Source organism: Pseudomonas sp. R45(2017) (genome assembly GCF_002112305.1).
GTDB classification, from domain to species: Bacteria; Pseudomonadota; Gammaproteobacteria; order Pseudomonadales; family Pseudomonadaceae; genus Aquipseudomonas; species Aquipseudomonas paraglycinae.
Genome location: NZ_NEHH01000006.1, coordinates 172,245 through 195,138 on the forward strand (window position 1 = coordinate 172,245; position 22,894 = coordinate 195,138).

The following is a 22,894-nucleotide window of genomic DNA, read 5'->3' on the forward strand; positions in this document are numbered from 1 at the left end:
AACACTACCGCACTTCTACGGTCATAAGGCCGCGATTGTGGGGCTTGGTGCACAGAAAAGCGGCCAATTTAACATATTGGCGCCTTGCCCAAAATCCCTGTCGTTGTTAGAGTTTGCCGCACTTTTTTACCCACGCGTTGCCTAGGGTCCCTTTCCCATGTTCAAGAAACTGCGTGGCATGTTTTCCAGCGATCTTTCCATTGACCTGGGCACTGCCAACACCCTTATTTACGTGCGCGAGCGCGGTATCGTCCTGAATGAGCCATCGGTTGTGGCCATTCGGACACACGGTAACCAGAAAAGTGTCGTCGCTGTCGGCACCGAGGCCAAGCGCATGCTCGGCCGTACGCCGGGCAACATTGCTGCCATTCGTCCGATGAAGGACGGCGTGATCGCCGACTTCAGCGTCTGCGAAAAGATGCTGCAATACTTTATTAACAAGGTTCACGAAAACAGCTTTCTGCAGCCCAGCCCTCGTGTGCTGATCTGCGTTCCATGCAAATCCACCCAGGTTGAGCGTCGTGCCATCCGTGAATCGGCCCTTGGCGCCGGTGCCCGTGAAGTGTTCCTGATCGAAGAGCCGATGGCCGCTGCGATCGGTGCCGGTCTGCCGGTTGAAGAAGCACGCGGTTCGATGGTCGTGGATATCGGTGGTGGTACTACCGAAATCGCGCTGATCTCCCTGAACGGTGTGGTCTATGCCGAATCCGTACGCGTTGGCGGCGACCGCTTCGACGAAGCGATCATCACCTACGTGCGCCGCAACTATGGCAGCCTGATCGGTGAATCCACCGCCGAGCGCATCAAGCAGGAAATCGGTACGGCCTACCCGGGCGGCGAAGTTCGCGAAGTCGACGTTCGCGGTCGCAACCTGGCCGAAGGCGTTCCACGCGCATTCACCCTGAACTCCAACGAAGTGCTGGAAGCTCTGCAAGAGTCGCTGGCTACCATCGTTCAGGCCGTGAAAAGTGCTCTGGAGCAATCGCCGCCGGAACTGGCTTCCGACATCGCCGAGCGTGGCCTGGTACTGACCGGTGGTGGCGCGCTGCTGCGTGACCTCGACAAGCTGCTGGCCCAGGAAACCGGTCTGCCGGTGATCGTTGCCGAAGATCCGCTGACCTGCGTCGCTCGCGGCGGTGGCCGTGCATTGGAAATGATGGACAAGCACACCATGGACCTGCTCTCCAGCGAATAATCGCCGGATGCAATACGTGGGTGAGCGCACAGGCAGCACTTTGCAGTGCTGCCTGTTGGCGTTTATCTTCTGTCAGTCTTCATCCAGGCCGGTTTGATGCCGTATGAATAAACAGAACATTTGCCTGGGAGGAGCGGCTTATTAAACCGCTTTTCGCCAAGGGCCCCTCACTGGGCGTGCGCTTGTTGGTGCTGGCCGTACTGTCGGTCGCGCTGATGGTCGTTGACGCGCGCTTTAGCCTTCTTAAACCCGTACGCAGCCAGGCCTCGCTGGTGCTGATGGACGCCTACTGGATTACCGACCTGCCCGGACGGTTGTGGGAAGGTATCGCCAGCCAGTTCGGCAGTCGCACCGAGCTCGTCGCCGAAAATGAAAAACTCAAGTCGGAAAACCTGCTGTTGCAGGGTCGCATGCAGAAGCTTGCCGCCCTTACCGAGCAGAACGTCCGTCTGCGCGAGTTGCTCAATTCCTCCGCGCTGGTCAACGAGAAGGTCGAAGTGGCCGAGCTGATCGGCATGGATCCCAACCCTTTCACCCATCGCATCATCATCAACAAAGGTGAGCGTGATGGCGTGGTGCTCGGTCAGCCGGTGCTCGATGCTCGCGGTCTGATGGGGCAGGTGGTCGAACTGATGCCGTACACCTCCCGTGTGCTGCTGCTGACCGACTCGACCCACAGCATTCCTGTGCAGGTAAACCGTAACGGTCTGCGGGCGATTGCCAGCGGCACCGGTAACCCCGAGCGTCTGGAACTGCGCCACGTGGCGGACACTGCTGACGTCAAGGAAGGCGATCTGCTGGTCAGCTCCGGCCTGGGTCAGCGTTTCCCGGCCGGTTATCCGGTGGCGACGGTCAAGGAAGTGATTCACGATTCCGGCCAGCCATTCGCCATTGTTCGCGCCGTGCCGACCGCCGCACTGAACCGCAGCCGTTACCTGTTGCTGGTGTTCAGTGACAACCGCACCGCGGAAGAGCGTGCCAACGATGCTGCGCAGGCTCAGGAAAACCTTGATGCCTTCGGTGGCGGTCCGGTGATTCCGTCTACGGTGCCGAAGATCGTCACCCCGCCTGCCGCAGCTGCGACTCCTGCCACGGCGGCGTCGCCGGCTGCGCCTGCTGCCAGCACTACACCGGCCAAACCCGCTGCAAGCAAACCGCCTGCAGCCACACCAGCGGCCAGCAAACCACCGGCGAATCAGCCGGCGGCTCGACCAGCGGTCAAACCGCCTGTCACTGCGCCGGCGACCACCGGGAGGCAAGAATAATGGTCGGGGCTACCGCATCGCGTAACGGCTGGATTGTCTGGCTGACATTTATTGTCGGCATTCTGCTCAGCGTATCGCCACTGCCCATTTTCATGGAAATCCTGCGCCCGCTTTGGCTGGCCTTGCTCCTGACTTTCTGGGCTTTGTATTTGCCGCACACCGTCGGCATGGTCACAGCTTTCTGCCTGGGATTGGCCGAAGACGTGCTGCAGGGCGATCTGCTCGGTCAGAATGCCTTGATCCTGACTTTGATCACGTTCCTGGTGCTGTCATTGCAGCAGCGCCTGCGAATGTTCCCGATGTGGCAGCAGAGCCTGGTGATCCTGGTGATCTTCGGCCTCGCCCAGCTCGTACAACTCTGGCTCAGTGCCTTGACCGGCAACCGTCAGCCGACCCTCGCGCTGGTCCTGCCGGCACTGGTCAGTGCCTTGCTCTGGCCTTGGGTCAGCTTCGCTTTGCGTGGATTGCGCCGGCGCTACAAAATCAACTGATTCGGTCAGGCATGGGCCCCCACCGGTGCCATGAGGCAGGGCACTCAACAGGGAGATGTTTGGATGAAGCCGCTTTACCTCGCCTCAGGATCGCCGCGTCGGCGTGAGTTGCTCACGCAGATCGGCATCCCGTTTACCGCCATCAGCGCGGATATCGATGAAACCCCTCTCGCCAATGAATCCCCATCGGCCTACGTCGAGCGCCTGGCGCGCGGCAAGGCCGAGGCCGGGCGGCGCACCGTCGCTTCCGACGTAGCGTTTTGCGTACTGGGCGCCGATACCGCCGTGGTGCTGGACGGCAAAATTCTTGGCAAACCGGTGGACGAAGCCGACGCATGCGCCATGCTGATGATGTTGTCCGGCAAGGAGCATGAAGTGCTGACGGCGATTGCCGTGCTCGACGACGAGCGCTGCGAGTCGCGGGTGGTGCGCAGCCTGGTGCGGTTCCGGTCGATCAGCCGCGAAGAAGCTGCCGCCTACTGGGCCAGCGGCGAACCCCGGGACAAGGCGGGTGGCTACGGCATTCAGGGGCTTGGCGCGGTGTTCGTCGCCGGCCTCAATGGCAGTTACTCGGCGGTCGTCGGCTTGCCGGTGTGCGAAAGCGCAGAACTGCTCGGCCATTTCGGCATACCCTGTTGGCAAACCCTGAACGCGCAATGAGCGTCGAACGGACAAGATGCGGCCTTTATCGTGAACATGCCTGAACGAGACCCTGCCATGAGTGAAGAGATTCTGATCAACATCACGCCGATGGAATCGCGCGTGGCGGTGGTCGAAAACGGTGTGCTGCAAGAAGTGCACGTCGAGCGTACGCAAAAACGCGGGATCGTCGGCAACATCTATAAAGGCAAGGTGGTGCGGGTCCTGCCGGGCATGCAGGCGGCCTTCGTCGACATCGGCCTGGATCGCGCAGCCTTCATTCATGCCTCGGAAATTTCCCTGCGCGAAGGTCCTGCGGTGGAAAGCATCAGTGCGCTTGTACACGAAGGCCAGAGCCTGGTGGTGCAAGTCACCAAGGACCCGATCGGTTCCAAAGGTGCGCGGCTGACCACGCAACTGTCGATCCCGTCGCGCTATCTGGTGTACATGCCGCGCACCGCCCACGTCGGCATTTCCCTGAAGATCGAAGACGAAGCCGAGCGCGAACGCCTCAAGCAGGTGGTCAGCGATTGCGTGGCCAAAGAAGGCATCAAGGAGGCCGGCGGCTTCATTTTGCGTACCGCCGCCGAAGGTGCCGGGGCCGATGAGATCCTCATGGACATCCGCTACCTGCGCCGCCTGTGGGATCAGATCAACGAACAGATCAAGACCATCGGCGCACCGAGCGTGATTTACGAGGACTTAGGCCTGGCGCTGCGCACCCTGCGCGATCTGGTCAGCCCGAAGATCGAGAAGATCCGCATCGACTCCCGGGAAACCTTCCAGAAAACCACGCAGTTCGTCGCCGAACTGATGCCGGAAATCGCCGATCGTCTGGAACACTACCCAGGTGAACGACCGATTTTCGATCTGTATGGCGTCGAAGACGAAATCCAGAAAGCCCTGGAACGCAAGGTTCCGCTGAAGTCTGGCGGCTACCTGGTGATCGATCCGGCGGAAGCCATGACCACCATCGATGTGAACACCGGGGCGTTCGTCGGTCATCGCAACCTTGAAGAAACCATCTTCAAGACAAACCTCGAAGCCGCGACCGCGATTGCCCGGCAGATGCGCCTGCGCAACCTGGGCGGAATCATCATCATCGACTTCATCGACATGGAAGACGAAGAGCACCAGCGTCAGGTGCTGCGTACCCTGGAGAAACAACTGGAGCGCGATCACGCCAAGACCAACATCATCGGCATCACCGAGTTGGGCCTGGTGCAGATGACGCGCAAGCGCACCCGCGAAAGCCTCGAGCAAGTGCTGTGCGAACCGTGCAGCAGCTGTCAGGGCCGGGGCAAGCTGAAAACCCCGGAAACCATTTGCTACGAGATTTTCCGCGAGATCCTGCGTGAAGCCCGGGCCTATCAGGCCGAGGGTTATCGGGTGCTGGCGAACCAGAAAGTCGTGGATCGCCTGCTCGATGAAGAGTCCGGTAACGTGGCCGAACTTGAAGGTTTCATCGGGCGCACCATACGCTTCCAGGTAGAAACCATGTATTCCCAGGAACAATATGACGTGGTGCTGCTCTGAACCCCTGCGTCACCCTTTTCCTGAAACGGCTGGCCTCAGCTTTTTGCAGTATTTTTGCCATGGGAGCCAACTGACATGGAACGTCTGACACGCATTTTGGCCGCACTGACCCGCTGGGGTCTGGGCCTGTGCGCGTTGGTTCTGGTATTGATGGCGTTGTACGTCAGTCTTGGCCGGGAACTCACGCCACTGGTGGCCGAATACCGCACCGATATCGAAGACAAGGCCAGCGCCGCCCTGGGTCTGCCGCTGCAGATCGGCGAGTTGGAAGGCAACTGGAGCGGATTTGCACCGATCCTGCTGGCCCACGATGTGATGGTCGGCAGCGGCGCCAATGCCCTGCGCCTGGATCGGGTGCGTGCAGTGCCTGATCTGTGGGCCAGCCTGATGGCCCGCGAAGTGCGCATCGCCCATCTTGAACTCAACGGTTTGAAGATCAGCCTCAAGGAAGGCGAGGACGGAAAGTGGGCGCTGGAAGGCTTGCCGGTGCAGCAGGATCAGCCCATGGATCCCGAGCAACTGTTCAACCGCATGCAAATGATTCAGCAACTGTCGGTGCTCGACAGCCAGGTGACCTTGCAGCCGCGGGAGCAGGCACCGCTGACCTTCACGTATGTCGGCCTCAATCTCAAGACCGGCACCAGCCGCCAGCGCCTCGATGCACGATTGACCTTGCCTGACGGCCAGCCCGTGGCGCTTAGCCTGCGCACGCGGATTCGTCCGAGTCAGTGGCAGAGCAGCGAAGTGGAAGGTTATGTCAGCCTGCCGCAGAGTGACTGGTCGAAATGGCTGCCCGAGCGCCTGACCCAGCAATGGAATTTCTCCGAGATCAAGGCCGGCGGCGAGCTGTGGGTCAACTGGCGCGAGGGGGCGTTGCAGAGTGCTGCGATCCGCCTCAATGCGCCGCAACTGACCGGTGCCTACGCCGAACGCAAGCCGATCCAGATCAACAATCTGGCGCTCAACGGCTATTTCCAGCGCGGTCCCGAGGGGGCCACTGTCACGTTTGATTCGCTGGCGATGAATTTCGGCGAAACCCGTTGGGAATCGCATGTGCAGATCAAACAGACTGCCGCCACCGACAAGAACGAAGAGCTCTGGCATCTGCAGGCCGACCGGCTCGACCTGACCCCGATCACTCCTTTGCTCAATGCCCTCGGCCCGTTGCCCCAAGGCTTCGCCACTGTGGTCGAGCGCCTGAAAGTCACCGGCGGGCTGCGTAACGTGCTGCTGGATTTCCGGCCGAACGCCACCGACGACAGCAAATTCGGCTTCGCCGCCAACCTTGATCAAGTCGGCTTCGACGCCTACCACGGCGCGCCCGCGGCACGGAATGTCAGCGGCAGCCTTACCGGCAATCTCGGCGGCGGCGAGCTGCGCATGGACAGCAAGGACTTCGTCCTGCACCTTGATCCGATCTTCGCCAAGCCATGGCAATACATTCAGGCCAACGCCCGGTTGACCTGGAAGCTCGATAAAGAAGGTTTCACTCTGATCGCACCGTACCTGAAGGTGCTCGGCGAGGAAGGCAAGATTGCCGGCGACTTCCTGATCCGCCTGCATTTCGATCACAGCCAGGAAGACTACATGGACCTGCGGGTCGGCCTGGTGGATGGCGACGGTCGCTACACCGCCAAGTACCTGCCGGAAGTCCTGAGCCCGGCCCTCGACGAGTGGCTGCGCACGGCGATTCTCAAGGGCGCGGTGGATCAGGGCTTCTTCCAGTATCAGGGTTCGCTGAACAAGAACGCCGGGGAAGCGGATCGCAGCATCAGCCTGTTCTTCAAGGTGCACGACGCCGAGCTGGCGTTCCAGCCGGGCTGGCCGCACGTGAGCAAGGTCAGCGGTGACGTGTTCATCGAAGACAGCGGTGTGCGGATTCTCGCCAGCAAGGGCCAATTGCTCGACACCCAGGTCAGCGATGTCTTCGTCAATATTCCCCATGTGCCGAGCGGCGAGCACAGCCATATGTTCCTCGACGGCACCTTCGCGGGTGGGTTGGGCGATGGCCTGAAGATTCTTCAGGAAGCACCGATCGGCACCGCCGATACCTTCGCCGGCTGGGAAGGCGCGGGTGATCTGCAGGGCAAGCTCAAACTCGATGTGCCGTTGGCCAAGGGCGATCAGCCGAAAATCCTCGTCGACTTCAAAACCGCCAATGCGCGATTGAACCTGGCGGAGCCGAAGCTCGAACTGAGCCAGCTCAAGGGTGATTTCCGCTTCGACAGCGCCAAGGGCCTGAGCGGGCAGAACATCAGTGCCCGGGCCTTCGACAAACCGGTCACTGCGCAGATCTTCGCCGACGGCGGCCCCGGCAAACTCAAGACCCGGGTGGCGGCGTCGGGGCAGGTCGAGGTCAAGAAACTCACCGACTGGCTGGGCGTGACTCAACCGTTGCCGGTGTCCGGGACTATCCCTTATCAACTGCAATTGAATCTGGACGGTGCCGACAGCCAGTTGATGGTCAGTTCAAGCCTGAAGGGCGTGGCAGTGGATCTGCCGGCGCCGTTCGGCATGGCGGCCGATGTCGGGCGTGACACTGTGTTCCGCATGACGTTACAGGGGCAGGAGCGGCGTTACTGGGTCAACTACGATCAACTGGCCAACCTCACCTTCGCCGCGCCACCAGGCAATTTCGCCGATGGCCGTGGCGAGTTGTTCCTTGGCGCCGGCGAAGCGGTGTTGCCGGGTAACAAAGGCTTGCGGATACGCGGCGTGTTGTCCGAGCTGGATGTCAAACCCTGGCAGGATCTGCTGGACAAGTACGCCGGCCAGGATCCAGGCGGCAACGCCAAGCAGTTGCTCAGCAGCGCGGACTTCAAGATCGGCAAGCTTACGGCTTTCGGCACCACGCTGGATCAGGCGGCAGTGCAGGTTAATCGCAAGCCTGGAGTCTGGGCTTTGGCCCTCGACAGTCAGCAGGCCAAAGGCACGGCCGGCATTCCCGACGCCAAGGGCGCGCCGATTGCGGTGAACCTGCAATACGTGCGGTTGCCGGCACCGGACCCTACGGTGCAGGCCGACGAGAATGCGCCGGACCCGCTGGCCTCGGTCGATCCGAGCAAGATTCCGGCGCTGGATATCACCATCAATCAATTGTTCCAGGGCCAGGATCTGGTCGGCGGCTGGTCGCTCAAGGTTCGGCCGACCGCCAAGGGCATCGCCCTGAACAACCTCGATCTGGGCCTCAAGGGCATTCTTTTGCAGGGCAGCGGCGGCTGGGAAGGCACGCCCGGTGCCACGACCAGTTGGTACAAGGGGCGGATCGGCGGCAAGAACCTCGCCGATGTCCTCAAGGGATGGGGTTTTGCGCCGAGTGTGACCAGCGAAGAATTCCACATGGATGTCGATGGCCGCTGGCCGGGCTCGCCGGCGTGGCTGGCGACCAAGCGCTTCTCCGGTACCCTCGATGCGTCCCTCAACAAAGGCCAGTTTGTTGAAGTGGAGGGCGGCGCTCAGGCCTTGCGCGTGTTCGGACTGCTCAACTTCAACTCGATTGGCCGGCGTTTGCGCCTCGACTTCTCCGACCTCTTCGGCAAGGGCCTCAGCTATGACCGGGTCAAGGGATTGCTGGAGGCGACCAACGGCGTTTATGTGACGAAAGAACCGATCAAGTTGACCGGTCCTTCGAGCAACCTGGAACTGGACGGCACGCTGGATCTGGTGGGCGACAAGGTGGATGCCAAATTGCTGGTGACTTTGCCGGTGACCAACAACCTGCCGATTGCCGCGCTGATTGTCGGCGCGCCAGCGGTCGGCGGCGCATTGTTTCTGATCGACAAGCTGATCGGCGATCGCGTGGCGCGGTTCGCCAGCGTCAAATACACCGTCAAAGGCCCATGGAAAGAGCCGAAAATCACCTTCGACAAGCCTTTTTGAACAGCCAGCCCCTGAACCGATGGAGTAGCATGGCCGCATACCTCTTGCGGAGTGCGCCATGTCTTTAGCGGTGATTCAAATGGTCAGCCAGAGCGATGTGCTGGCCAATCTGCGCGATGCCCGACGTTTGCTCGAACAGGCGGCCAACGCCGGTGCGAAGCTGGCCGTGCTGCCGGAAAACTTCGCCGCCATGGGCCGTCGCGACATCGCCGACATCGGCCGCGCCGAAGCGCTTGGTGAAGGCCCGATCCTGCCTTGGTTGAAACAGACCGCCCGCGACCTCAGGTTATGGATTGTGGCCGGCACGTTGCCGTTGCCGCCTGTGGGACAGCCCGAGGCGAAGTCCCGTGCCTGCTCGTTGCTGGTGAACGATCAGGGCGAAATCGTTGCTCGCTATGACAAGTTGCATCTGTTTGATGTCGATGTGGCGGACAATCGCGGCCGTTACCGCGAATCCGATGACTATGCTTATGGCAGTGGCGTGGTGGTTGCGGACACGCCGGTCGGCCGAATCGGCCTGACGGTGTGCTACGACCTGCGCTTCCCGGAGCTGTACAGCGAATTGCGCGCAGCCGGGGCCGAACTGATTACCGCACCGTCGGCCTTCACCGCGGTGACGGGGGCGGCCCACTGGGATGTACTGATCCGCGCGCGAGCCATTGAAACCCAGTGTTACGTGCTGGCGGCAGCCCAGGGCGGGACGCATCCGGGGCCGCGGGAAACCTTTGGCCACGGGGCGATTGTCGATCCGTGGGGCCGCGTGCTGGCACAGCAAGAGCAAGGCGAAGCCGTGTTGCTGGCCGAACGCGACAGCAATGAACAAGCGTCCATCCGGGCGCGAATGCCGGTGACCGGTCATCGGCGGTTTTTTTCGCAGGGCGCACAGCGACCTGCTTCAGAACACGAATTTAAGGCGTAAAACCTATGAGCGAGTTGTTGTCCTCAGTCAGTGATCACCTGTTGGCGCCCGGCGGCGTGACGATCGAGAGCCTGCAAGGCGTGCTCGGTGATCTGGCGGGTCCAGGCATCGATGCGGCCGACCTGTATTTCCAGGGGCAGATATCCGAGTCCTGGTCGCTGGAAGACGGCATCGTCAAGGAAGGCAGTTTCAACCTCGACCAGGGTGTTGGCGTGCGGGCGCAGTCGGGTGAGAAAACCGGTTTCGCCTACAGCAATGCGATCACCCTCGAAGCTCTCGGCGCAGCGGCCCGTGCGGCCCGTTCGATTTCCCGCGCCGGGCAGAACGGCACGGTGCAGGCGTTCAGCACCCAGGACGTCGCCCAGTTGTATGCGCCGGACAACCCGCTGGAAGTCCTGAGCCGCGCTGAAAAAGTCGAATTGCTCAAGCGCATCGACGTAGCGACCCGCGCCCTCGATCCGCGTATCCAGCAGGTCAGCGTAAGCATGGCCGGAGTCTGGGAGCGCATTCTGGTGGCCTCGACCGACGGCGGCCTGGCTGCCGATGTGCGTCCGCTGGTGCGCTTCAACGTCAGCGTGATCGTCGAGCAGAACGGCCGTCGCGAGCGTGGCGGTCATGGCGGCGGCGGGCGTACCGACTACCGTTATTTCCTCGCCGAAGACCGCGCCATGGGTTATGCCCGTGAAGCGTTGCGTCAGGCGTTGGTGAATCTGGAAGCGATTCCGGCACCGGCCGGCACCTTGCCGGTGGTTCTGGGTTCGGGCTGGTCTGGCGTGCTGCTGCACGAAGCGGTCGGTCACGGTCTGGAGGGCGATTTCAACCGCAAGGGCAGTTCGGCTTACAGCGGGCGCATGGGCGAGATGGTTGCATCAAAACTTTGCACCATCGTCGATGACGGCACGTTGGCCGGTCGTCGCGGTTCCCTGAGCGTCGACGACGAAGGCACGCCGACCGAGTGCACTACGCTGATCGAAAACGGCGTACTCAAGGGTTATATGCAGGACAAGCTCAATGCGCGGCTGATGGGCGTGGCCCGCACCGGCAACGGTCGCCGGGAATCCTACGCGCACCTGCCGATGCCACGGATGACCAACACCTACATGCTTGGCGGCCAGAGCGATCCGGCGGAAATCATCGCGTCGGTGAAGAAGGGCATCTACTGCGCCAACCTCGGCGGCGGTCAGGTCGACATCACCAGCGGCAAGTTCGTGTTCTCTACCAGTGAGGCGTATCTGATCGAGGACGGCAAGATCACTGCGCCGGTCAAAGGCGCAACGTTGATCGGCAACGGTCCGGAAGCGATGAGCCGGGTGTCGATGGTCGGTAACGATCTGGCGCTGGACAGCGGTGTGGGGACTTGCGGCAAGGATGGGCAGTCGGTGCCGGTGGGTGTCGGTCAGCCGACCCTGAAAATCGATGCGATCACCGTGGGTGGCACGGGCGCGTAAGAAGGGATGGAGCTTCGGGTGGCGCGCGGTGCGGCCACCCGGTGGCGAATATCAACGCAGGCCGCGTTGAGTCTCGTCCAGCCCACGGATGTATTTGAAGATCTTGCGGCTCGAGGCAGGAGGTTTGTTTTGCGCAACCTCGTGCTGGGCCTGACGGATCAGGGAGCGCAGTTGCTGGCGGTCGGCGTCCGGGTAATCGACGACGAATTTCTCCAGCACGGCATCGTCACCGGCGATCAGGCGGTCACGCCAGCGTTCGAGGTTGTGGAAACGCTCGTTGTACTGACGGGTAGAGGCATCGAGTTGATCGAGCAAGGTGAGAATCGCGTCAGTGTCCTGATCGCGCATCAGTTTGCCGATGAACTGCAAGTGCCGTTTACGCGCGATGTTCGCGGTGTGCTTGGGCGCATCGGCCAGGGCCCGGCGCAGGGCGTCGGTCAATGGCAGTTTTGCCTGCAAGTCGGGCTTGAGCGTTGTAAGGCGCTCGCCAAGGTCAACCAGAGCATGCAGCTCGCGTTTGACCTGGGATTTGCTTTTTTCTCCCGTATCGAGGGAGTCGTCGTAAGAATCAACCATGGTGGCAGTCCGCAAAGAAACGCCGCCATGATAACCAGTCGGGGGCCGCTTGTCCGGCCCGGTCGCTCGAAGGCCCCAGCCGAAAGCAGAATTTGAGTGGAGATGAGCATGAGTGCAGTTGAAAGCGTCGGCCCACAGGCATTGCCGGCACTGCAGGAACAGGTCGAGCAGATCATCGCCGAAGCCAAGCGTCAGGGGGCCAGTGCCTGTGAAGTAGCGGTATCGCTGGAGCAGGGCCTGTCGACGTCGGTTCGTCAACGTGAAGTCGAAACGGTCGAGTTCAACCGCGATCAGGGTTTTGGCATCACGCTGTACGTCGGCCAGCGCAAGGGCTCGGCCAGTACGTCCGCCACCGGGCCGGATGCGATTCGCGAAACCGTCGCTGCGGCGCTGGCGATTGCCAAGCACACTTCCGAAGACGAGGCCTCGGGGTTGGCCGATGCCGCGCTGATGGCCCGGGATGTCCAGGATTTCGACCTGTTCCACCAATGGGACATCACCCCGGAGCAGGCCATCGAGAAGGCGCTGCTCTGCGAAGCCGCCGCGTTCGACGCCGATGCACGCATCAAGAATGCCGATGGCACCACGTTGAGCACCCATCAGGGCTGCCGTGTGTACGGCAACAGCCACGGTTTCATCGGTGGTTACGCTTCGACCCGACACAGCCTGAGCTGCGTGATGATTGCCGAAGCCGATGGCCAGATGCAGCGCGATTACTGGTATGACGTGAACCGTCAGGGCAGCTTGCTGGCGGATCCGGTGAGCATTGGCCAGCGCGCGGCACAGCGCGCAGCGAGCCGTCTGGGTGCGCGTCCGGTGCCGACCTGCGAAGTGCCGGTTTTGTTTTCGGCGGAACTGGCGGGTGGGTTGTTCGGCAGCTTCCTGTCGGCGATTTCCGGCGGCAGTCTGTACCGTAAATCGTCTTTCCTCGAAGGCACCCTGGGGCAGAAGCTGTTCCCGGAATGGCTGACCATCGACGAGCGTCCGCACCTGATGCGCGCCATGGGCAGTGCTTCCTACGATGGTGACGGCCTGGCGACCTATGCCAAACCGTTCGTCGAGAAAGGCGAGTTGGTCTCGTACATCCTTGGCACCTATTCCGGTCGCAAACTGGGCATGCCGAGCACCGCCAACGCGGGCGGCGTGCACAACCTGTTCGTCACCCATGGCGATGAAGACCAGGCTGCCTTGCTGCGGCGCATGGGGCGTGGACTGCTGGTCACCGAACTGATGGGCCATGGCCTGAACATGGTGACTGGTGATTACTCGCGCGGTGCGGCGGGTTTCTGGGTCGAGAACGGTGAAATCCAGTTCGCGGTGCAGGAAGTGACCATCGCCGGCAACATGCGTGACATGTTCAAGCAGATCGTCGCGGTGGGTAACGATCTGGAACTGCGCAGCAACATTCGCACTGGTTCGGTGTTGATCGAGAAGATGACTGTCGCGGGCAGCTAAGCCCCAGGCAGGTACAAAAAAAGGCGTGTCATCCGATTGGGTGGCGCGCCTTTTTTGTGTCCGCAAACTTTTCGGGTTGATCAGGGCAGCAAAAAAGCCACTCTTGTTTTGGTTCTCATTATCATATAATAATAAATCTCATTATCGGATGAGCCCAGAATCATGAGTTCTGCCTTGCACGAGCAGCCGTACCTCGAAAGCTGGCGCTGGATGAGTCGCCAGATCCGTTGCGCGATGGATCCCGACGAACCGCGCCTGATCGAACACTACCTGGCTGAAGGCCGGTATCTGGCCTGCTGCACGGCGACCTCGCCCTGGACGGTCGCCGAAACCTCTTTCCGTCTGCTGCTCGACACGGCCACCGACATCGCGTTGCCGTGGCACTGGCGCAGCCTCTGCCTCGATCAAGCCTGGCGCCCGCTGCGTGAAATGGAGCGCCTGTCACTGTGCAAATGCCGGCTCAAACGCTGGCAAAGCTACACCTGGCAGCTCGCCACCTGCGAGTTGCAACCCTCGATTCCTCTTATTGAACTGGTGCAAGGATTTTCAGATGACCAAGACACGTATTGAGCGCGACAGCATGGGCGAACTGCAGGTGCCGGTGGACGCTCTCTACGGCGCGCAGACCCAGCGCGCAGTGGATAACTTCCCGATCAGCGGCAAACCGATGCCGACCCAGTTCATCCGCGCCCTGATTCTGGCGAAAGCGGCGGCCGCACGCGCCAACGTCGAACTTAACCAGCTCAGCGCCGCGCAAGGCAAAGCCATCAGCGATGCCGCCCAAGGTCTGCTGGAAGGCGACTTCATGCAGCATTTCCCGGTGGATATCTTCCAGACCGGCTCCGGCACCAGTTCCAACATGAACGCCAACGAAGTGATCGCCACCCTGGCCAGCCGCCTGCTCGAAGAGCCGGTGAACGCCAACGACCACGTCAACTGCGGGCAGAGCAGCAACGACATCATTCCGACCACCATCCACGTCAGCGCGGCGTTGGCCCTGCACGAACAACTGTTGCCGGCGTTGCTGCATCTGGTGCAAGTGATCGAGCGCAAGGCCGAGCAGGTGCATCACCACGTCAAGACCGGCCGCACCCACTTGATGGACGCCATGCCGGTGCGCATGAGTCAGGTGCTCAACGGTTGGGCGCAGCAACTCAAGGCCAATATCGGTCACCTGCAGGATTTGCTGCCAAGCCTGCAATCCCTGGCCCAGGGCGGCACGGCGGTCGGTACCGGGATCAACGCGCATCCGGAATTTGCTGCGCGTTTCAGCCGCCAATTGAGCCAGTTGACCAACGTCCAGTTCACGCCGGGCAAGGATCTGTTCGCTCTGATCGGCTCGCAAGACACTGCCGTGGCCGTGTCGGGCCAGCTCAAGGCCACCGCCGTGTCGCTGATGAAAATCGCCAACGACCTGCGCTGGATGAACTCCGGCCCGCTCGCCGGTCTCGGTGAAATCGAACTGGAAGGGCTGCAGCCGGGTTCCTCGATCATGCCGGGCAAGGTCAATCCGGTGATTCCGGAAGCCACCGCCATGGTGGCCGCGCAAGTGATCGGCAATGACTCGGTGATCACCATCGCCGGTCAGTCGGGCAATTTCGAACTGAACGTGATGCTGCCGATCATCGCCCAGAACCTGCTGAGCAGCATCGAGTTGCTGGCCAACTCCAGCCGTCTGCTGGGTGACAAGGCGATTGCCAGCTTCAAGGTCAATGAGTCGCGCCTCAAGGAAGCGCTGTCGCGCAACCCGATTCTGGTGACCGCACTCAACCCGATCATCGGTTACCAGAAGGCTGCCGAGATCGCCAAGCAGGCCTACAAACAAGGTCGTCCGGTGATTGATGTCGCGCTGGAGCACACCGACCTGTCGCGTAGCCAGCTGGAAGAGTTGCTCAATCCCGAGAAACTCACCGCCGGCGGCGTGTAAGCACCGCAACCGCTTTGGAGGTTCACCATGGAGCACTGGAAACGCACGATCGAACGGGCCAATCGCTGCTTCATGCTGGGCGAGCTGATCGATGCCCGCGAGGCTTACCTGCAAGCCCTGGCTTTGGCACAGGTGTTGTTCGAGCGCTGGGCCGATGCCGACGAAGCGGTGGCGGCCTGCGTCATTTCTCATCACAACCTGGCCGACCTGCATCTGCGCCTGAACCAGCCGGAGGAGAGCGCCGAGTACCTGTGCGCGATCCATCGACGACTGTTGCAGACCATGCAGGACGAGCGCCTGCGCCCGGCGCTGCGTGAAGCGGCCCTTCGCCAGAGCAGCAAGACCTACGTCGAGCTGCTCAATTTCATCAGCGAACACGGCGAATACCCGCGCACCCAACGCTTGCTGCACCCGGATACCGGCAATGCGCGCCGCGTGCCTGCCCAACATCACCATGGAGTCCACTGAAATGGCTTTTACCCTGCCAGCCTTGCCTTACGCCTACGACGCACTGGAGCCGCACATCGATGCGCAAACCATGGAGATCCACTACACCAAGCATCATCAGACTTATATCAACAATCTGAACGCTGCGGTCGAGGGCACCGAATTCGCGGACTGGCCGGTGGAGAAGCTGGTCGCCAGCGTCCAGCAACTGCCGGAAAAGCTTCGTGCGGCGGTGATCAACCAGGGCGGCGGTCATGCCAACCATTCGCTGTTCTGGGAAGTGATGGTGCCCAACGGCGGTGGCAAACCTGACGGTGCGCTGGCCAAGGCGATCGATGAGCAACTGGGCGGCCTTGACATCTTCAAGGAAGCCTTCACCAAAGCCGCGCTGACCCGCTTCGGCAGTGGCTGGGCGTGGCTCAGCGTCAACCCGGAAAAGAAACTGGTGGTGGAAAGCAGCGGTAACCAGGACAGCCCGCTGATGAACGGCAACACGCCGATACTCGGCCTCGACGTGTGGGAGCACGCCTACTATCTGCGTTATCAGAACCGTCGGCCGGAATACATCAGCGCTTTCTACAACGTGATCAACTGGCCGGAAGTTGCTGTGCGCTATCAGGCCGCGCTGGTTTAAGTCTCCTATAAAAACAATCCAAGGGTGACTATGGGCACTGAAACACTGGCGATCGGAAGTGGGCGTATGTTTCGTTACGCAATCGGATCGCTGCTGCTGTTGGCGGGTATGACCTTGCTGGTCGCCCACGGACTGGAGTGGCTGAATCTGGAACCGAGGTTGTCGCGGGCTCTACAGGGCGGGGCGATTTGCGCCCTTGGCACCGCACTCGGGGCTGTTCCGGTGCTGGTGATCCGCAACATGCCCCAGGCCCTGGGCGATACGCTGCTGGGTTTTGGCGCCGGTGTGATGCTGGCGGCAACCGCGTTTTCGCTGATCGTGCCGGGAATCGCCGCCGCCGAAAGTCTGGGGCTTGGCCGGTGGGGCGCCAGTGGTTTGATCTGTTTCGGCATCATGCTCGGGGCGTTCGGCCTGTATCTGGTGGATCGCAAGGTGTCCGGGGCTTCGCCGGAAATGCTCATCGGCACTGTCGAGCATCCGGTGATTCCGCCACGTATCTGGTTGTTCGTGTTTGCCATCATTGCCCATAACATCCCGGAAGGCATGGCCGTCGGTGTTTCCGCTGGCGGCGGCATGCCGGATGCTGACAGCCTGGCGATGGGCATCGCCTTGCAGGATGTGCCGGAAGGACTGGTCATTGCGCTGGTGTTGGCCGGAGCCGGGATGTCGCGGGTCAAGGCGTTTCTGATCGGGGCGGCATCGGGCCTGGTCGAGCCGGTGTTTGCACTGCTGTGTGCATGGCTGGTCAGCCTGGCGGAACTGTTATTACCCCTGGGACTGGCGCTGGCGGCCGGGGCAATGCTGTTGGTGGTGACTCACGAAGTGATCCCGGAGTCGCGGCGCAATGGTCACGACAAGCTGGCGAGCCTGGGATTGTTGATCGGGTTCTGCCTGATGATGGTGATGGATACGGCGTTGGGATGAGAGGGAGGCTTGCTCCCTCCCTCGACACTAAAGGCTTTCAACCGCCTTCGTCGAAGTAGTTGTTGATCAGCGCGACCAGCGCATCCATGGCTTCCTGTTCCTGATGACCCTCAGTACTCAGGTGGATTTTGGTGCCCTTGCCGGCGGCGAGCATCATCATCGCCATGATGCTTTTGCCATCAACCGTGGTTTCCGGGGTGCGACCCACTCTGATCGTGCAGTCGGGATATTGACCCGCCACGCCAACGAACTTTGCCGACGCCCGGGCATGCAGGCCCAGCTTGTTGATGATTTCGATTTCCAGAGCAGGCATCGCGGTGTGAATCCTTTAGCTGAGGTCGCGGTGGCGAACCTGGACGTTCTTCAGGGTTTTCTGCAGGGCCTGACCCAGGCGTTCGGTCAGGTAGACGGAACGGTGGTGTCCGCCGGTGCAGCCAATGGCAATGGTCACATAAGCGCGATTGCTCGCAGCGAAGCGCGGCAGCCATTTGAACAGGTACGCATAGATGTCCTGGAACATCTCTTCGACTTCCGGCTGCGCCGCCAGGTATTCCGCCACAGGCTCATCGAGCCCGGATTGTGCGCGTAATTCCGGTTTCCAGTACGGATTGGGCAGGCAGCGTACATCGAACACCAGATCCGCATCCACCGGCATGCCGCGTTTGAAACCGAACGACTCCACCAGAAATGCAGTCCCCGGCTCCGGTTGGTTCAACAGTCGCAGCTTGATGGTATCGCGCAGCTGGTAGAGGTTCAGATTGGTGGTATTGACCTTCAGGTCGGCCAGATCGGCGATCGGGCCCAGCAGCGCGGTTTCGTCGTTGATGGCTTCGGCCAGCGAGCGATTGGCATTGCTGAGCGGGTGGCGACGACGGGTTTCCGAAAAACGTTTGAGCAACGTTTCGTCATCGGCGTCCAGGTACAGGACATCACACTGGATGTGCCGGCTGCGCACTTCCTCGAGCAACTCTGGAAAGCGTGACAGATGGCTCGGCAGGTTGCGGGCGTCGATCGAGACCGCCACCTGTGGCTGGAGCATTTCGGTATGAACCAGCGCGCGCTCGGCGAGGTCTGGCAACAAGCCGGCTGGCAGGTTGTCAATGCAGTAGTAGCCGTTGTCCTCAAGGACATCCAGGGCGGTACTTTTACCCGAGCCGGAACGGCCACTGACAATGATCAAGCGCATGGTTACGGCCTGTTCTGTTCTTCCAGTACAACCTGGTACAAGGCTTCGTTGCTTGGCGCGCTGCGCAGTCTGTCGCGCACGTCCTTGCGGTCGAGCATGCTGGCAATCTGGCGTAACAGCTCCAGGTGCGCATCGGTGGCGGCTTCCGGCACCAGCAGGACGAACAGCAGGTCCACAGGCGCGCCGTCGATAGCGTCGAAATCGATAGGGGCATCAAGGTGCATCAGCGCACTGATCGGCGCTTCGCAGCCCTTGAGGCGGCAGTGAGGAATGGCGATGCCGTTGCCAAAACCGGTGGATCCCAGTTTTTCACGGGCAATCAATGCCTCGAAGACATCTTGCATCTCCAGATCCGGGACTTCCCGGGCGATCAGGTTGGCAATTTGTTCGAGGGCTTTCTTTTTACTGCCGCCCGGCACGTTCACCAGGGAACGGCCGGGGGTCAGGATACTTTCAAGTCGGATCATGGGGGTGGGGGTTATCGACCGGTAGCGCCCTGAAGCAGGCTCTGGGTCTTTTCCTTATGCTTTTTGAGTTGTTTATCAAGCTTGTCGGTCAACGCGTCGATCGCAGCGTACATATCGGTATGTTCCGCGTTTGCGACGACCTCGTTGCCGGGAATATGCAGCGTGGCTTCGATTTTCTGCTTCAGCTTTTCGACGCACATCGTGACCTGTACGTTGGTGATCTTGTCGAAATGCCCTTCGAGCTTCTTGAGCTTGAGCTCGATGTACTCGCGCAGAGGCTGGGTAACTTCCAGTTGGTGTCCACTGATGTTGACTTGCATACAGCTTCTCCTTCGTTGCCAGTGCATAAAGCGGCAGGCCGAAAAGCCTGCCACTGGAACGCTGTAACGTGGCTTACATCAACCGCTTGCGTTCGCTCGAAGGCGCGATCCCGAGGGATTCGCGGTACTTGGCGACGGTGCGGCGAGCCACCTGAATGCCTTGTGCCTCCAGTAAACCAGCGATCTTGCTGTCACTCAACGGCTTTTTCTGATTTTCCGCGGCAACCAGTTTCTTGATGATCGCGCGGATCGCCGTGGACGAGCATTCACCGCCTTCTGAGGTGCTCACATGGCTGGAGAAAAAGTATTTCAGTTCATATATGCCCCGTGGGGTATGCATGAATTTCTGCGTGGTCACCCGGGAAATCGTCGACTCGTGCATGCCAACCGCCTCTGCAATGTCGTGCAGGACCAGCGGCTTCATGGCTTCGTCGCCGTACTCCAGAAAGCCGCGCTGATGCTCGACGATCTGGGTGGCTACTTTCATCAGGGTTTCGTTGCGGCTCTGCAGGCTCTTGATGAACCAGCGAGCTTCCTGCAACTGATTGCGCATGAAGGTATTGTCGGCGCTGGTGTCGGCACGGCGCACGAAACCGGCGTATTGGGCGTTGACCCGCAGGCGCGGTACCGATTCCTGGTTCAGCTCGACCAGCCAGCGCTCGTTGTCCTTGCGCACGATGACGTCAGGCACCACGTACTCGGCTTCGGTGGATTCGATCTGCGAGCCTGGGCGCGGATTGAGGCTCTGCACCAGTTCGATGACCTGGCGCAGTTCATCTTCCTTGAGCTTCATGCGCCGCATCAGCTGGCTGTAGTCGCGGCTGCCGAGCAGGTCAATGTAATCGGTGACCAGACGTTTGGCCTCGGCCAGCCAAGGGGTCTTGGCCGACAGCTGGCGCAATTGCAGCAGCAGGCATTCGCCCAGGTTGCGTGCGCCGATGCCTGCCGGCTCGAATTGCTGGATGCGGTGCAGGACGGCTTCGATCTCGTCCAGCTCGATGTCGAGCTCGGGATCGAAGGCTTCGAGAATTTCTTCGAGGGTTTCGTCCAGGTAGCCCTGATTGTTGATGCAATCGATCAGGGTGACGGCGATCAGGCGATCGGTGTCGGACATCGGTGCGAGGTTCAACTGCCACAGCAGGTGGCTTTGCAGGCTCTCGCCGGCGGAGGTGCGGGTGGTGAAGTCCCACTCGTCATCGTCGCTGCTCGGCAGGCTGCTGGCGCTGGTCTGGTAGACGTCTTCCCAGGCGGTGTCAACGGGCAGTTCGTTGGGGATTCGCTCGTTCCATTCGCCGTCTTCGAGGTTGTCGACTGTCGGCGCGGTCTCCTGATAAGAAGGTTCCTGGATCTCGGTGTTGGGCTTCTGTTCGGCGTTGTCGGCCATGGGATCGGAGTTGTCGAAGTCGTCGCCGTCTTCCTGGCGTTCGAGCATCGGATTGGATTCCAGAGCCTCCTGGATTTCCTGTTGCAGATCCAGGGTCGACAATTGGAGCAGGCGGATGGCCTGTTGCAGCTGCGGTGTCATCGTCAGCTGCTGGCCCATTCTCAAGACTAGCGATGGTTTCATGGCAGGGGCTTAACACCTTATTCGCCGGCGCTATGCGCCATCCACTACAGGGCGCCGGAGCGCCAAACTTAAGCAAATTATATGCCTGAAACTGTCGTGTTTGCCTAGAGCGCTGTAACAATAAAAGCGTATAAAAAAGCGCTTCAACGTTACAGCACCCGGACGGCTGGTCGAATACCGTCGAGCTTACAGGCGGAACTCGTGGCCCAGGTAGACTTCCTTCACCAGATCGTTGGCGAGGATGGTCGCGGAGTCGCCTTCGGCGATCAACTGGCCATCGTTGACGATGTAGGCGGTTTCGCAGATATCCAGCGTCTCACGGACGTTGTGGTCGGTGATCAGTACACCGATGCCCTTGGCCTTGAGGTGGTGGATGATCTGCTTGATGTCGCCGACAGAGATCGGGTCGACACCGGCGAACGGTTCGTCGAGCAGGATGAATTTCGGTGCCGTGGCCAGTGCACGGGCGATTTCCACCCGGCGGCGCTCACCACCGGACAGGCTCATGCCGAGGTTGTCGCGGATGTGGCTGATGTGGAATTCCTGCAGCAGGCTTTCCAACTCCTTGCGACGACCGGCCTTGTCGAGCTCCTGACGGGTCTCAAGGATGGCCATGATGTTGTCGGCTACCGACAGTTTGCGGAAGATCGACGCTTCTTGCGGCAGATAGCCGATACCGGCCTTGGCGCGACCGTGCATCGGCTGGTGGCTGACGTCCAGATCGTCGATCAGTACGCGACCCTGATCGGCCTGGACCAGACCGACGATCATGTAGAAGCAGGTGGTCTTGCCGGCGCCATTCGGGCCGAGCAGGCCGACGATCTGACCGCTGTCGATCGACAGGCTGACGTCGCGCACGACCTGGCGGCTTTTATAGGCCTTGGCCAGGTGCTGAGCTTTCAGAGTTGCCATTACTGGGTTTTCTCGTCGGTTTTCTTCTTCGGCTGGATCACCATGTCAATGCGCGGACGCGCTTCGGTGACCTTGTTGCCGGTGGCACGACCAGCGCTGGCCAGCTTTTTCACCGTGTCATAGACGATTTTCTCGCCCTGAGTGGTGTTGTTGTCCTTGTCGACGACTTTCGCCTTGTCGATCAGCACAACGCGGTTTTGCGCGGCGTGGTACTGAATGGTCACGCCCCAGCCCTGTACAGGCTTGGTGTCGCCCGCCGTCTGCAACTGCTCGAAGTAGGCAAGGTTGCCCACCGAGGTCACGACGTCGATATCGCCGGTCTGGGTGCGGGTGATGGTCACGGTATTGCCTTTGACGATCATCGAACCCTGAGTGATGATCACGTCACCTTTATAGGTAGCAACGCCGTTCTTGTCGTCCAGCTGGGCATCGTCGGCCTGAATACGGATTGGCTGCTCTTGATCGTTCGGCAGAGCCCAGGCGCTCACGCTTCCCAGTGCTGCGCCCAGACTGAGCAAAATAGGGAGGGTTTTAACGAGCCTCATACTGTCCTCTTACGTTCGATAGCAGGTGTATCCTGCTTTCCTTCAAATACGCTTTCATTCCTACGCCAGTCGATACACCGCCAGCGCCGTCGATTCTAACGGGTTGCTGGGTCTGCGCATATTGCTGCTGCGGGAACACCGTCATGCGAGTGGAGGTGATCAGGGTGTCGCGGTTCTTTTCGTCGGTGCGCTTGACGCGTACCGAGTCGATCAGCTCGACCTCGGTGCCACCGGAGTTCACTTCACCGCGTTCACTGGTCACGTGCCATGGGAAATCGGTGCCACGGAACATGTTCAGATCAGGCTTGGTGACCAGTGTAATGTCGGTCGCCTTGACGTGCTCAGCCTTGTCGGACGTCATTTCGTACTGCACTTTGCCGTCTTCGAGGTACTGGATCGTGTGGGTATTGGTCGCATACCAGTCGATCGGGCTTTCCTCTGCCGAAACCGGCGGTTTGTCGAGGAAGCGTTCCGGGCTGATGTTCCAGTAGCCGACCGCACCGAATATCGCTGCGATGCAACCGAACAGCAGGATGTTGCGAAACTTTTTGCTAAACATGGT

General features: G+C 60.7%; 23 protein-coding genes. 14 read left to right on the forward strand and 9 right to left on the reverse strand.

Annotated elements, in window-relative coordinates; translation table 11 throughout:
- Nucleotides 1-157: 157 nt before the first annotated feature.
- From mreB to tldD, 8 genes are all read left to right on the forward strand, one after another.
- Nucleotides 158-1,195 (forward strand): rod shape-determining protein MreB, encoded by a 1,038-nt coding sequence (mreB, locus tag CAF74_RS15660; protein WP_002555108.1) that lies wholly within the window; start codon nucleotides 158-160, stop codon nucleotides 1,193-1,195.
- A 140-nt stretch (nucleotides 1,196-1,335) separates the two neighbouring features.
- Entirely contained in the window at nucleotides 1,336-2,460 is a 1,125-nt protein-coding gene (gene mreC / locus CAF74_RS15665; RefSeq protein ID WP_085746918.1) for a rod shape-determining protein MreC, read from the forward strand.
- Nucleotides 2,460-2,951 (forward strand): rod shape-determining protein MreD, encoded by a 492-nt coding sequence (gene mreD / locus CAF74_RS15670; RefSeq protein WP_064593386.1) that lies wholly within the window; start codon nucleotides 2,460-2,462, stop codon nucleotides 2,949-2,951. The genes mreC and mreD overlap by 1 nt, the downstream gene beginning before the upstream one ends.
- Before the next feature lie 63 nt (nucleotides 2,952-3,014).
- On the forward strand, nucleotides 3,015-3,611 hold the full coding sequence (locus tag CAF74_RS15675; RefSeq protein WP_085746919.1) for a nucleoside triphosphate pyrophosphatase: 597 nt from the start codon (nucleotides 3,015-3,017) through the stop codon (nucleotides 3,609-3,611).
- Between the two features lie 57 nt (nucleotides 3,612-3,668).
- Entirely contained in the window at nucleotides 3,669-5,126 is a 1,458-nt protein-coding gene (gene rng, locus CAF74_RS15680; protein WP_007953605.1) for a ribonuclease G, read from the forward strand.
- Between the two features lie 75 nt (nucleotides 5,127-5,201).
- Nucleotides 5,202-9,005 (forward strand): YhdP family protein, encoded by a 3,804-nt coding sequence (locus tag CAF74_RS15685; RefSeq protein WP_085746920.1) that lies wholly within the window; start codon nucleotides 5,202-5,204, stop codon nucleotides 9,003-9,005.
- Nucleotides 9,006-9,063: 58 nt separating this feature from the next.
- Entirely contained in the window at nucleotides 9,064-9,924 is an 861-nt protein-coding gene (locus tag CAF74_RS15690; RefSeq protein WP_085746921.1) for a carbon-nitrogen hydrolase family protein, read from the forward strand.
- Nucleotides 9,925-9,929: 5 nt separating this feature from the next.
- Nucleotides 9,930-11,372, forward strand: coding sequence for a metalloprotease TldD (gene tldD / locus CAF74_RS15695; protein ID WP_085711794.1), 1,443 nt, complete (start codon nucleotides 9,930-9,932; stop codon nucleotides 11,370-11,372).
- Nucleotides 11,373-11,423: 51 nt separating this feature from the next.
- Here the strand turns inward: tldD and yjgA are convergent, their stop codons facing one another.
- Nucleotides 11,424-11,948: a ribosome biogenesis factor YjgA gene (yjgA, locus tag CAF74_RS15700; RefSeq protein ID WP_085746922.1), complete on the reverse strand. Its 525-nt coding sequence runs from the start codon at nucleotides 11,946-11,948 to the stop codon at nucleotides 11,424-11,426.
- Nucleotides 11,949-12,056: 108 nt separating this feature from the next.
- On the opposite strand from yjgA, the gene pmbA reads away from it, so the two are divergent.
- From pmbA to CAF74_RS15730, 6 genes are all read left to right on the forward strand, one after another.
- On the forward strand, nucleotides 12,057-13,403 hold the full coding sequence (pmbA, locus tag CAF74_RS15705; RefSeq protein WP_085746923.1) for a metalloprotease PmbA: 1,347 nt from the start codon (nucleotides 12,057-12,059) through the stop codon (nucleotides 13,401-13,403).
- Between the two features lie 162 nt (nucleotides 13,404-13,565).
- Entirely contained in the window at nucleotides 13,566-13,973 is a 408-nt protein-coding gene (locus CAF74_RS15710; RefSeq protein WP_085711791.1) for a FagA protein, read from the forward strand.
- Entirely contained in the window at nucleotides 13,954-15,330 is a 1,377-nt protein-coding gene (locus tag CAF74_RS15715; protein ID WP_085746924.1) for a lyase family protein, read from the forward strand. Before CAF74_RS15710 ends, CAF74_RS15715 begins: the two co-directional genes overlap by 20 nt.
- A gap of 27 nt (nucleotides 15,331-15,357) precedes the next feature.
- Nucleotides 15,358-15,798: a hypothetical protein gene (locus tag CAF74_RS15720; protein ID WP_085746925.1), complete on the forward strand. Its 441-nt coding sequence runs from the start codon at nucleotides 15,358-15,360 to the stop codon at nucleotides 15,796-15,798.
- Nucleotide 15,799: 1 nt separating this feature from the next.
- Nucleotides 15,800-16,411 (forward strand): superoxide dismutase, encoded by a 612-nt coding sequence (locus tag CAF74_RS15725; protein ID WP_085746926.1) that lies wholly within the window; start codon nucleotides 15,800-15,802, stop codon nucleotides 16,409-16,411.
- Nucleotides 16,412-16,441: 30 nt separating this feature from the next.
- Entirely contained in the window at nucleotides 16,442-17,335 is an 894-nt protein-coding gene (locus tag CAF74_RS15730) for a ZIP family metal transporter (RefSeq protein ID WP_085746927.1), read from the forward strand.
- Between the two features lie 37 nt (nucleotides 17,336-17,372).
- Here CAF74_RS15730 and CAF74_RS15735 read toward each other — a convergent pair whose 3' ends face one another.
- The 8 genes from CAF74_RS15735 to lptC all read right to left on the reverse strand — a co-directional run bounded on the left by CAF74_RS15735 (nucleotide 17,373) and on the right by lptC (nucleotide 22,891).
- On the reverse strand, nucleotides 17,373-17,648 hold the full coding sequence (locus tag CAF74_RS15735; protein WP_085711786.1) for an HPr family phosphocarrier protein: 276 nt from the start codon (nucleotides 17,646-17,648) through the stop codon (nucleotides 17,373-17,375).
- A 15-nt stretch (nucleotides 17,649-17,663) separates the two neighbouring features.
- Nucleotides 17,664-18,521 carry an RNase adapter RapZ gene (gene rapZ / locus CAF74_RS15740; RefSeq protein WP_085746928.1) on the reverse strand — a complete coding sequence of 286 codons (858 nt, stop codon included), beginning with the start codon at nucleotides 18,519-18,521 and terminating at the stop codon, nucleotides 17,664-17,666.
- Nucleotides 18,522-18,523: 2 nt separating this feature from the next.
- Nucleotides 18,524-18,988: a PTS IIA-like nitrogen regulatory protein PtsN gene (gene ptsN / locus CAF74_RS15745; RefSeq protein ID WP_007953580.1), complete on the reverse strand. Its 465-nt coding sequence runs from the start codon at nucleotides 18,986-18,988 to the stop codon at nucleotides 18,524-18,526.
- An 11-nt stretch (nucleotides 18,989-18,999) separates the two neighbouring features.
- Nucleotides 19,000-19,308 (reverse strand): ribosome hibernation-promoting factor, HPF/YfiA family, encoded by a 309-nt coding sequence (gene hpf / locus CAF74_RS15750; protein WP_011332471.1) that lies wholly within the window; start codon nucleotides 19,306-19,308, stop codon nucleotides 19,000-19,002.
- Between the two features lie 73 nt (nucleotides 19,309-19,381).
- Nucleotides 19,382-20,875, reverse strand: coding sequence for an RNA polymerase factor sigma-54 (locus CAF74_RS15755; protein WP_085746929.1), 1,494 nt, complete (start codon nucleotides 20,873-20,875; stop codon nucleotides 19,382-19,384).
- Between the two features lie 186 nt (nucleotides 20,876-21,061).
- Nucleotides 21,062-21,787 carry an LPS export ABC transporter ATP-binding protein gene (gene lptB, locus CAF74_RS15760; RefSeq protein WP_007953572.1) on the reverse strand — a complete coding sequence of 242 codons (726 nt, stop codon included), beginning with the start codon at nucleotides 21,785-21,787 and terminating at the stop codon, nucleotides 21,062-21,064.
- Nucleotides 21,787-22,332 carry a lipopolysaccharide transport periplasmic protein LptA gene (lptA, locus tag CAF74_RS15765; protein ID WP_074691817.1) on the reverse strand — a complete coding sequence of 182 codons (546 nt, stop codon included), beginning with the start codon at nucleotides 22,330-22,332 and terminating at the stop codon, nucleotides 21,787-21,789. Before lptA ends, lptB begins: the two co-directional genes overlap by 1 nt.
- The gene (gene lptC / locus CAF74_RS15770; RefSeq protein WP_007953568.1) at nucleotides 22,319-22,891 is read right to left on the reverse strand and encodes an LPS export ABC transporter periplasmic protein LptC; all 573 of its coding nucleotides are present in this window, start codon (nucleotides 22,889-22,891) and stop codon (nucleotides 22,319-22,321) included. Before lptC ends, lptA begins: the two co-directional genes overlap by 14 nt.
- Between the last annotated feature and the right edge of the window lie 3 nt (nucleotides 22,892-22,894).

What these genes read in the sequence shown, in the direction of transcription:
- CAF74_RS15755 (WP_085746929.1), bottom strand. Translation starts at nt 20,875, where the DNA reads ATGAAACCATCGCTAGTCTTGAGAATGGGCCAGCAGCTGACGATGACA.
- CAF74_RS15710 (WP_085711791.1), top strand. Translation starts at nt 13,566, where the DNA reads ATGAGTTCTGCCTTGCACGAGCAGCCGTACCTCGAAAGCTGGCGCTGG.
- CAF74_RS15715 (WP_085746924.1), top strand. Translation starts at nt 13,954, where the DNA reads ATGACCAAGACACGTATTGAGCGCGACAGCATGGGCGAACTGCAGGTG.
- CAF74_RS15735 (WP_085711786.1), bottom strand. Translation starts at nt 17,648, where the DNA reads ATGCCTGCTCTGGAAATCGAAATCATCAACAAGCTGGGCCTGCATGCC.
- CAF74_RS15730 (WP_085746927.1), top strand. Translation starts at nt 16,442, where the DNA reads ATGGGCACTGAAACACTGGCGATCGGAAGTGGGCGTATGTTTCGTTAC.
- CAF74_RS15685 (WP_085746920.1), top strand. Translation starts at nt 5,202, where the DNA reads ATGGAACGTCTGACACGCATTTTGGCCGCACTGACCCGCTGGGGTCTG.
- CAF74_RS15720 (WP_085746925.1), top strand. Translation starts at nt 15,358, where the DNA reads ATGGAGCACTGGAAACGCACGATCGAACGGGCCAATCGCTGCTTCATG.
- yjgA (WP_085746922.1), bottom strand. Translation starts at nt 11,948, where the DNA reads ATGGTTGATTCTTACGACGACTCCCTCGATACGGGAGAAAAAAGCAAA.
- ptsN (WP_007953580.1), bottom strand. Translation starts at nt 18,988, where the DNA reads ATGATCCGACTTGAAAGTATCCTGACCCCCGGCCGTTCCCTGGTGAAC.
- CAF74_RS15690 (WP_085746921.1), top strand. Translation starts at nt 9,064, where the DNA reads ATGTCTTTAGCGGTGATTCAAATGGTCAGCCAGAGCGATGTGCTGGCC.
- CAF74_RS15675 (WP_085746919.1), top strand. Translation starts at nt 3,015, where the DNA reads ATGAAGCCGCTTTACCTCGCCTCAGGATCGCCGCGTCGGCGTGAGTTG.
- tldD (WP_085711794.1), top strand. Translation starts at nt 9,930, where the DNA reads ATGAGCGAGTTGTTGTCCTCAGTCAGTGATCACCTGTTGGCGCCCGGC.
- pmbA (WP_085746923.1), top strand. Translation starts at nt 12,057, where the DNA reads ATGAGTGCAGTTGAAAGCGTCGGCCCACAGGCATTGCCGGCACTGCAG.
- CAF74_RS15725 (WP_085746926.1), top strand. Translation starts at nt 15,800, where the DNA reads ATGGCTTTTACCCTGCCAGCCTTGCCTTACGCCTACGACGCACTGGAG.
- mreB (WP_002555108.1), top strand. Translation starts at nt 158, where the DNA reads ATGTTCAAGAAACTGCGTGGCATGTTTTCCAGCGATCTTTCCATTGAC.
- lptB (WP_007953572.1), bottom strand. Translation starts at nt 21,787, where the DNA reads ATGGCAACTCTGAAAGCTCAGCACCTGGCCAAGGCCTATAAAAGCCGC.
- rapZ (WP_085746928.1), bottom strand. Translation starts at nt 18,521, where the DNA reads ATGCGCTTGATCATTGTCAGTGGCCGTTCCGGCTCGGGTAAAAGTACC.
- rng (WP_007953605.1), top strand. Translation starts at nt 3,669, where the DNA reads ATGAGTGAAGAGATTCTGATCAACATCACGCCGATGGAATCGCGCGTG.
- hpf (WP_011332471.1), bottom strand. Translation starts at nt 19,308, where the DNA reads ATGCAAGTCAACATCAGTGGACACCAACTGGAAGTTACCCAGCCTCTG.
- lptC (WP_007953568.1), bottom strand. Translation starts at nt 22,891, where the DNA reads ATGTTTAGCAAAAAGTTTCGCAACATCCTGCTGTTCGGTTGCATCGCA.
- mreD (WP_064593386.1), top strand. Translation starts at nt 2,460, where the DNA reads ATGGTCGGGGCTACCGCATCGCGTAACGGCTGGATTGTCTGGCTGACA.
- lptA (WP_074691817.1), bottom strand. Translation starts at nt 22,332, where the DNA reads ATGAGGCTCGTTAAAACCCTCCCTATTTTGCTCAGTCTGGGCGCAGCA.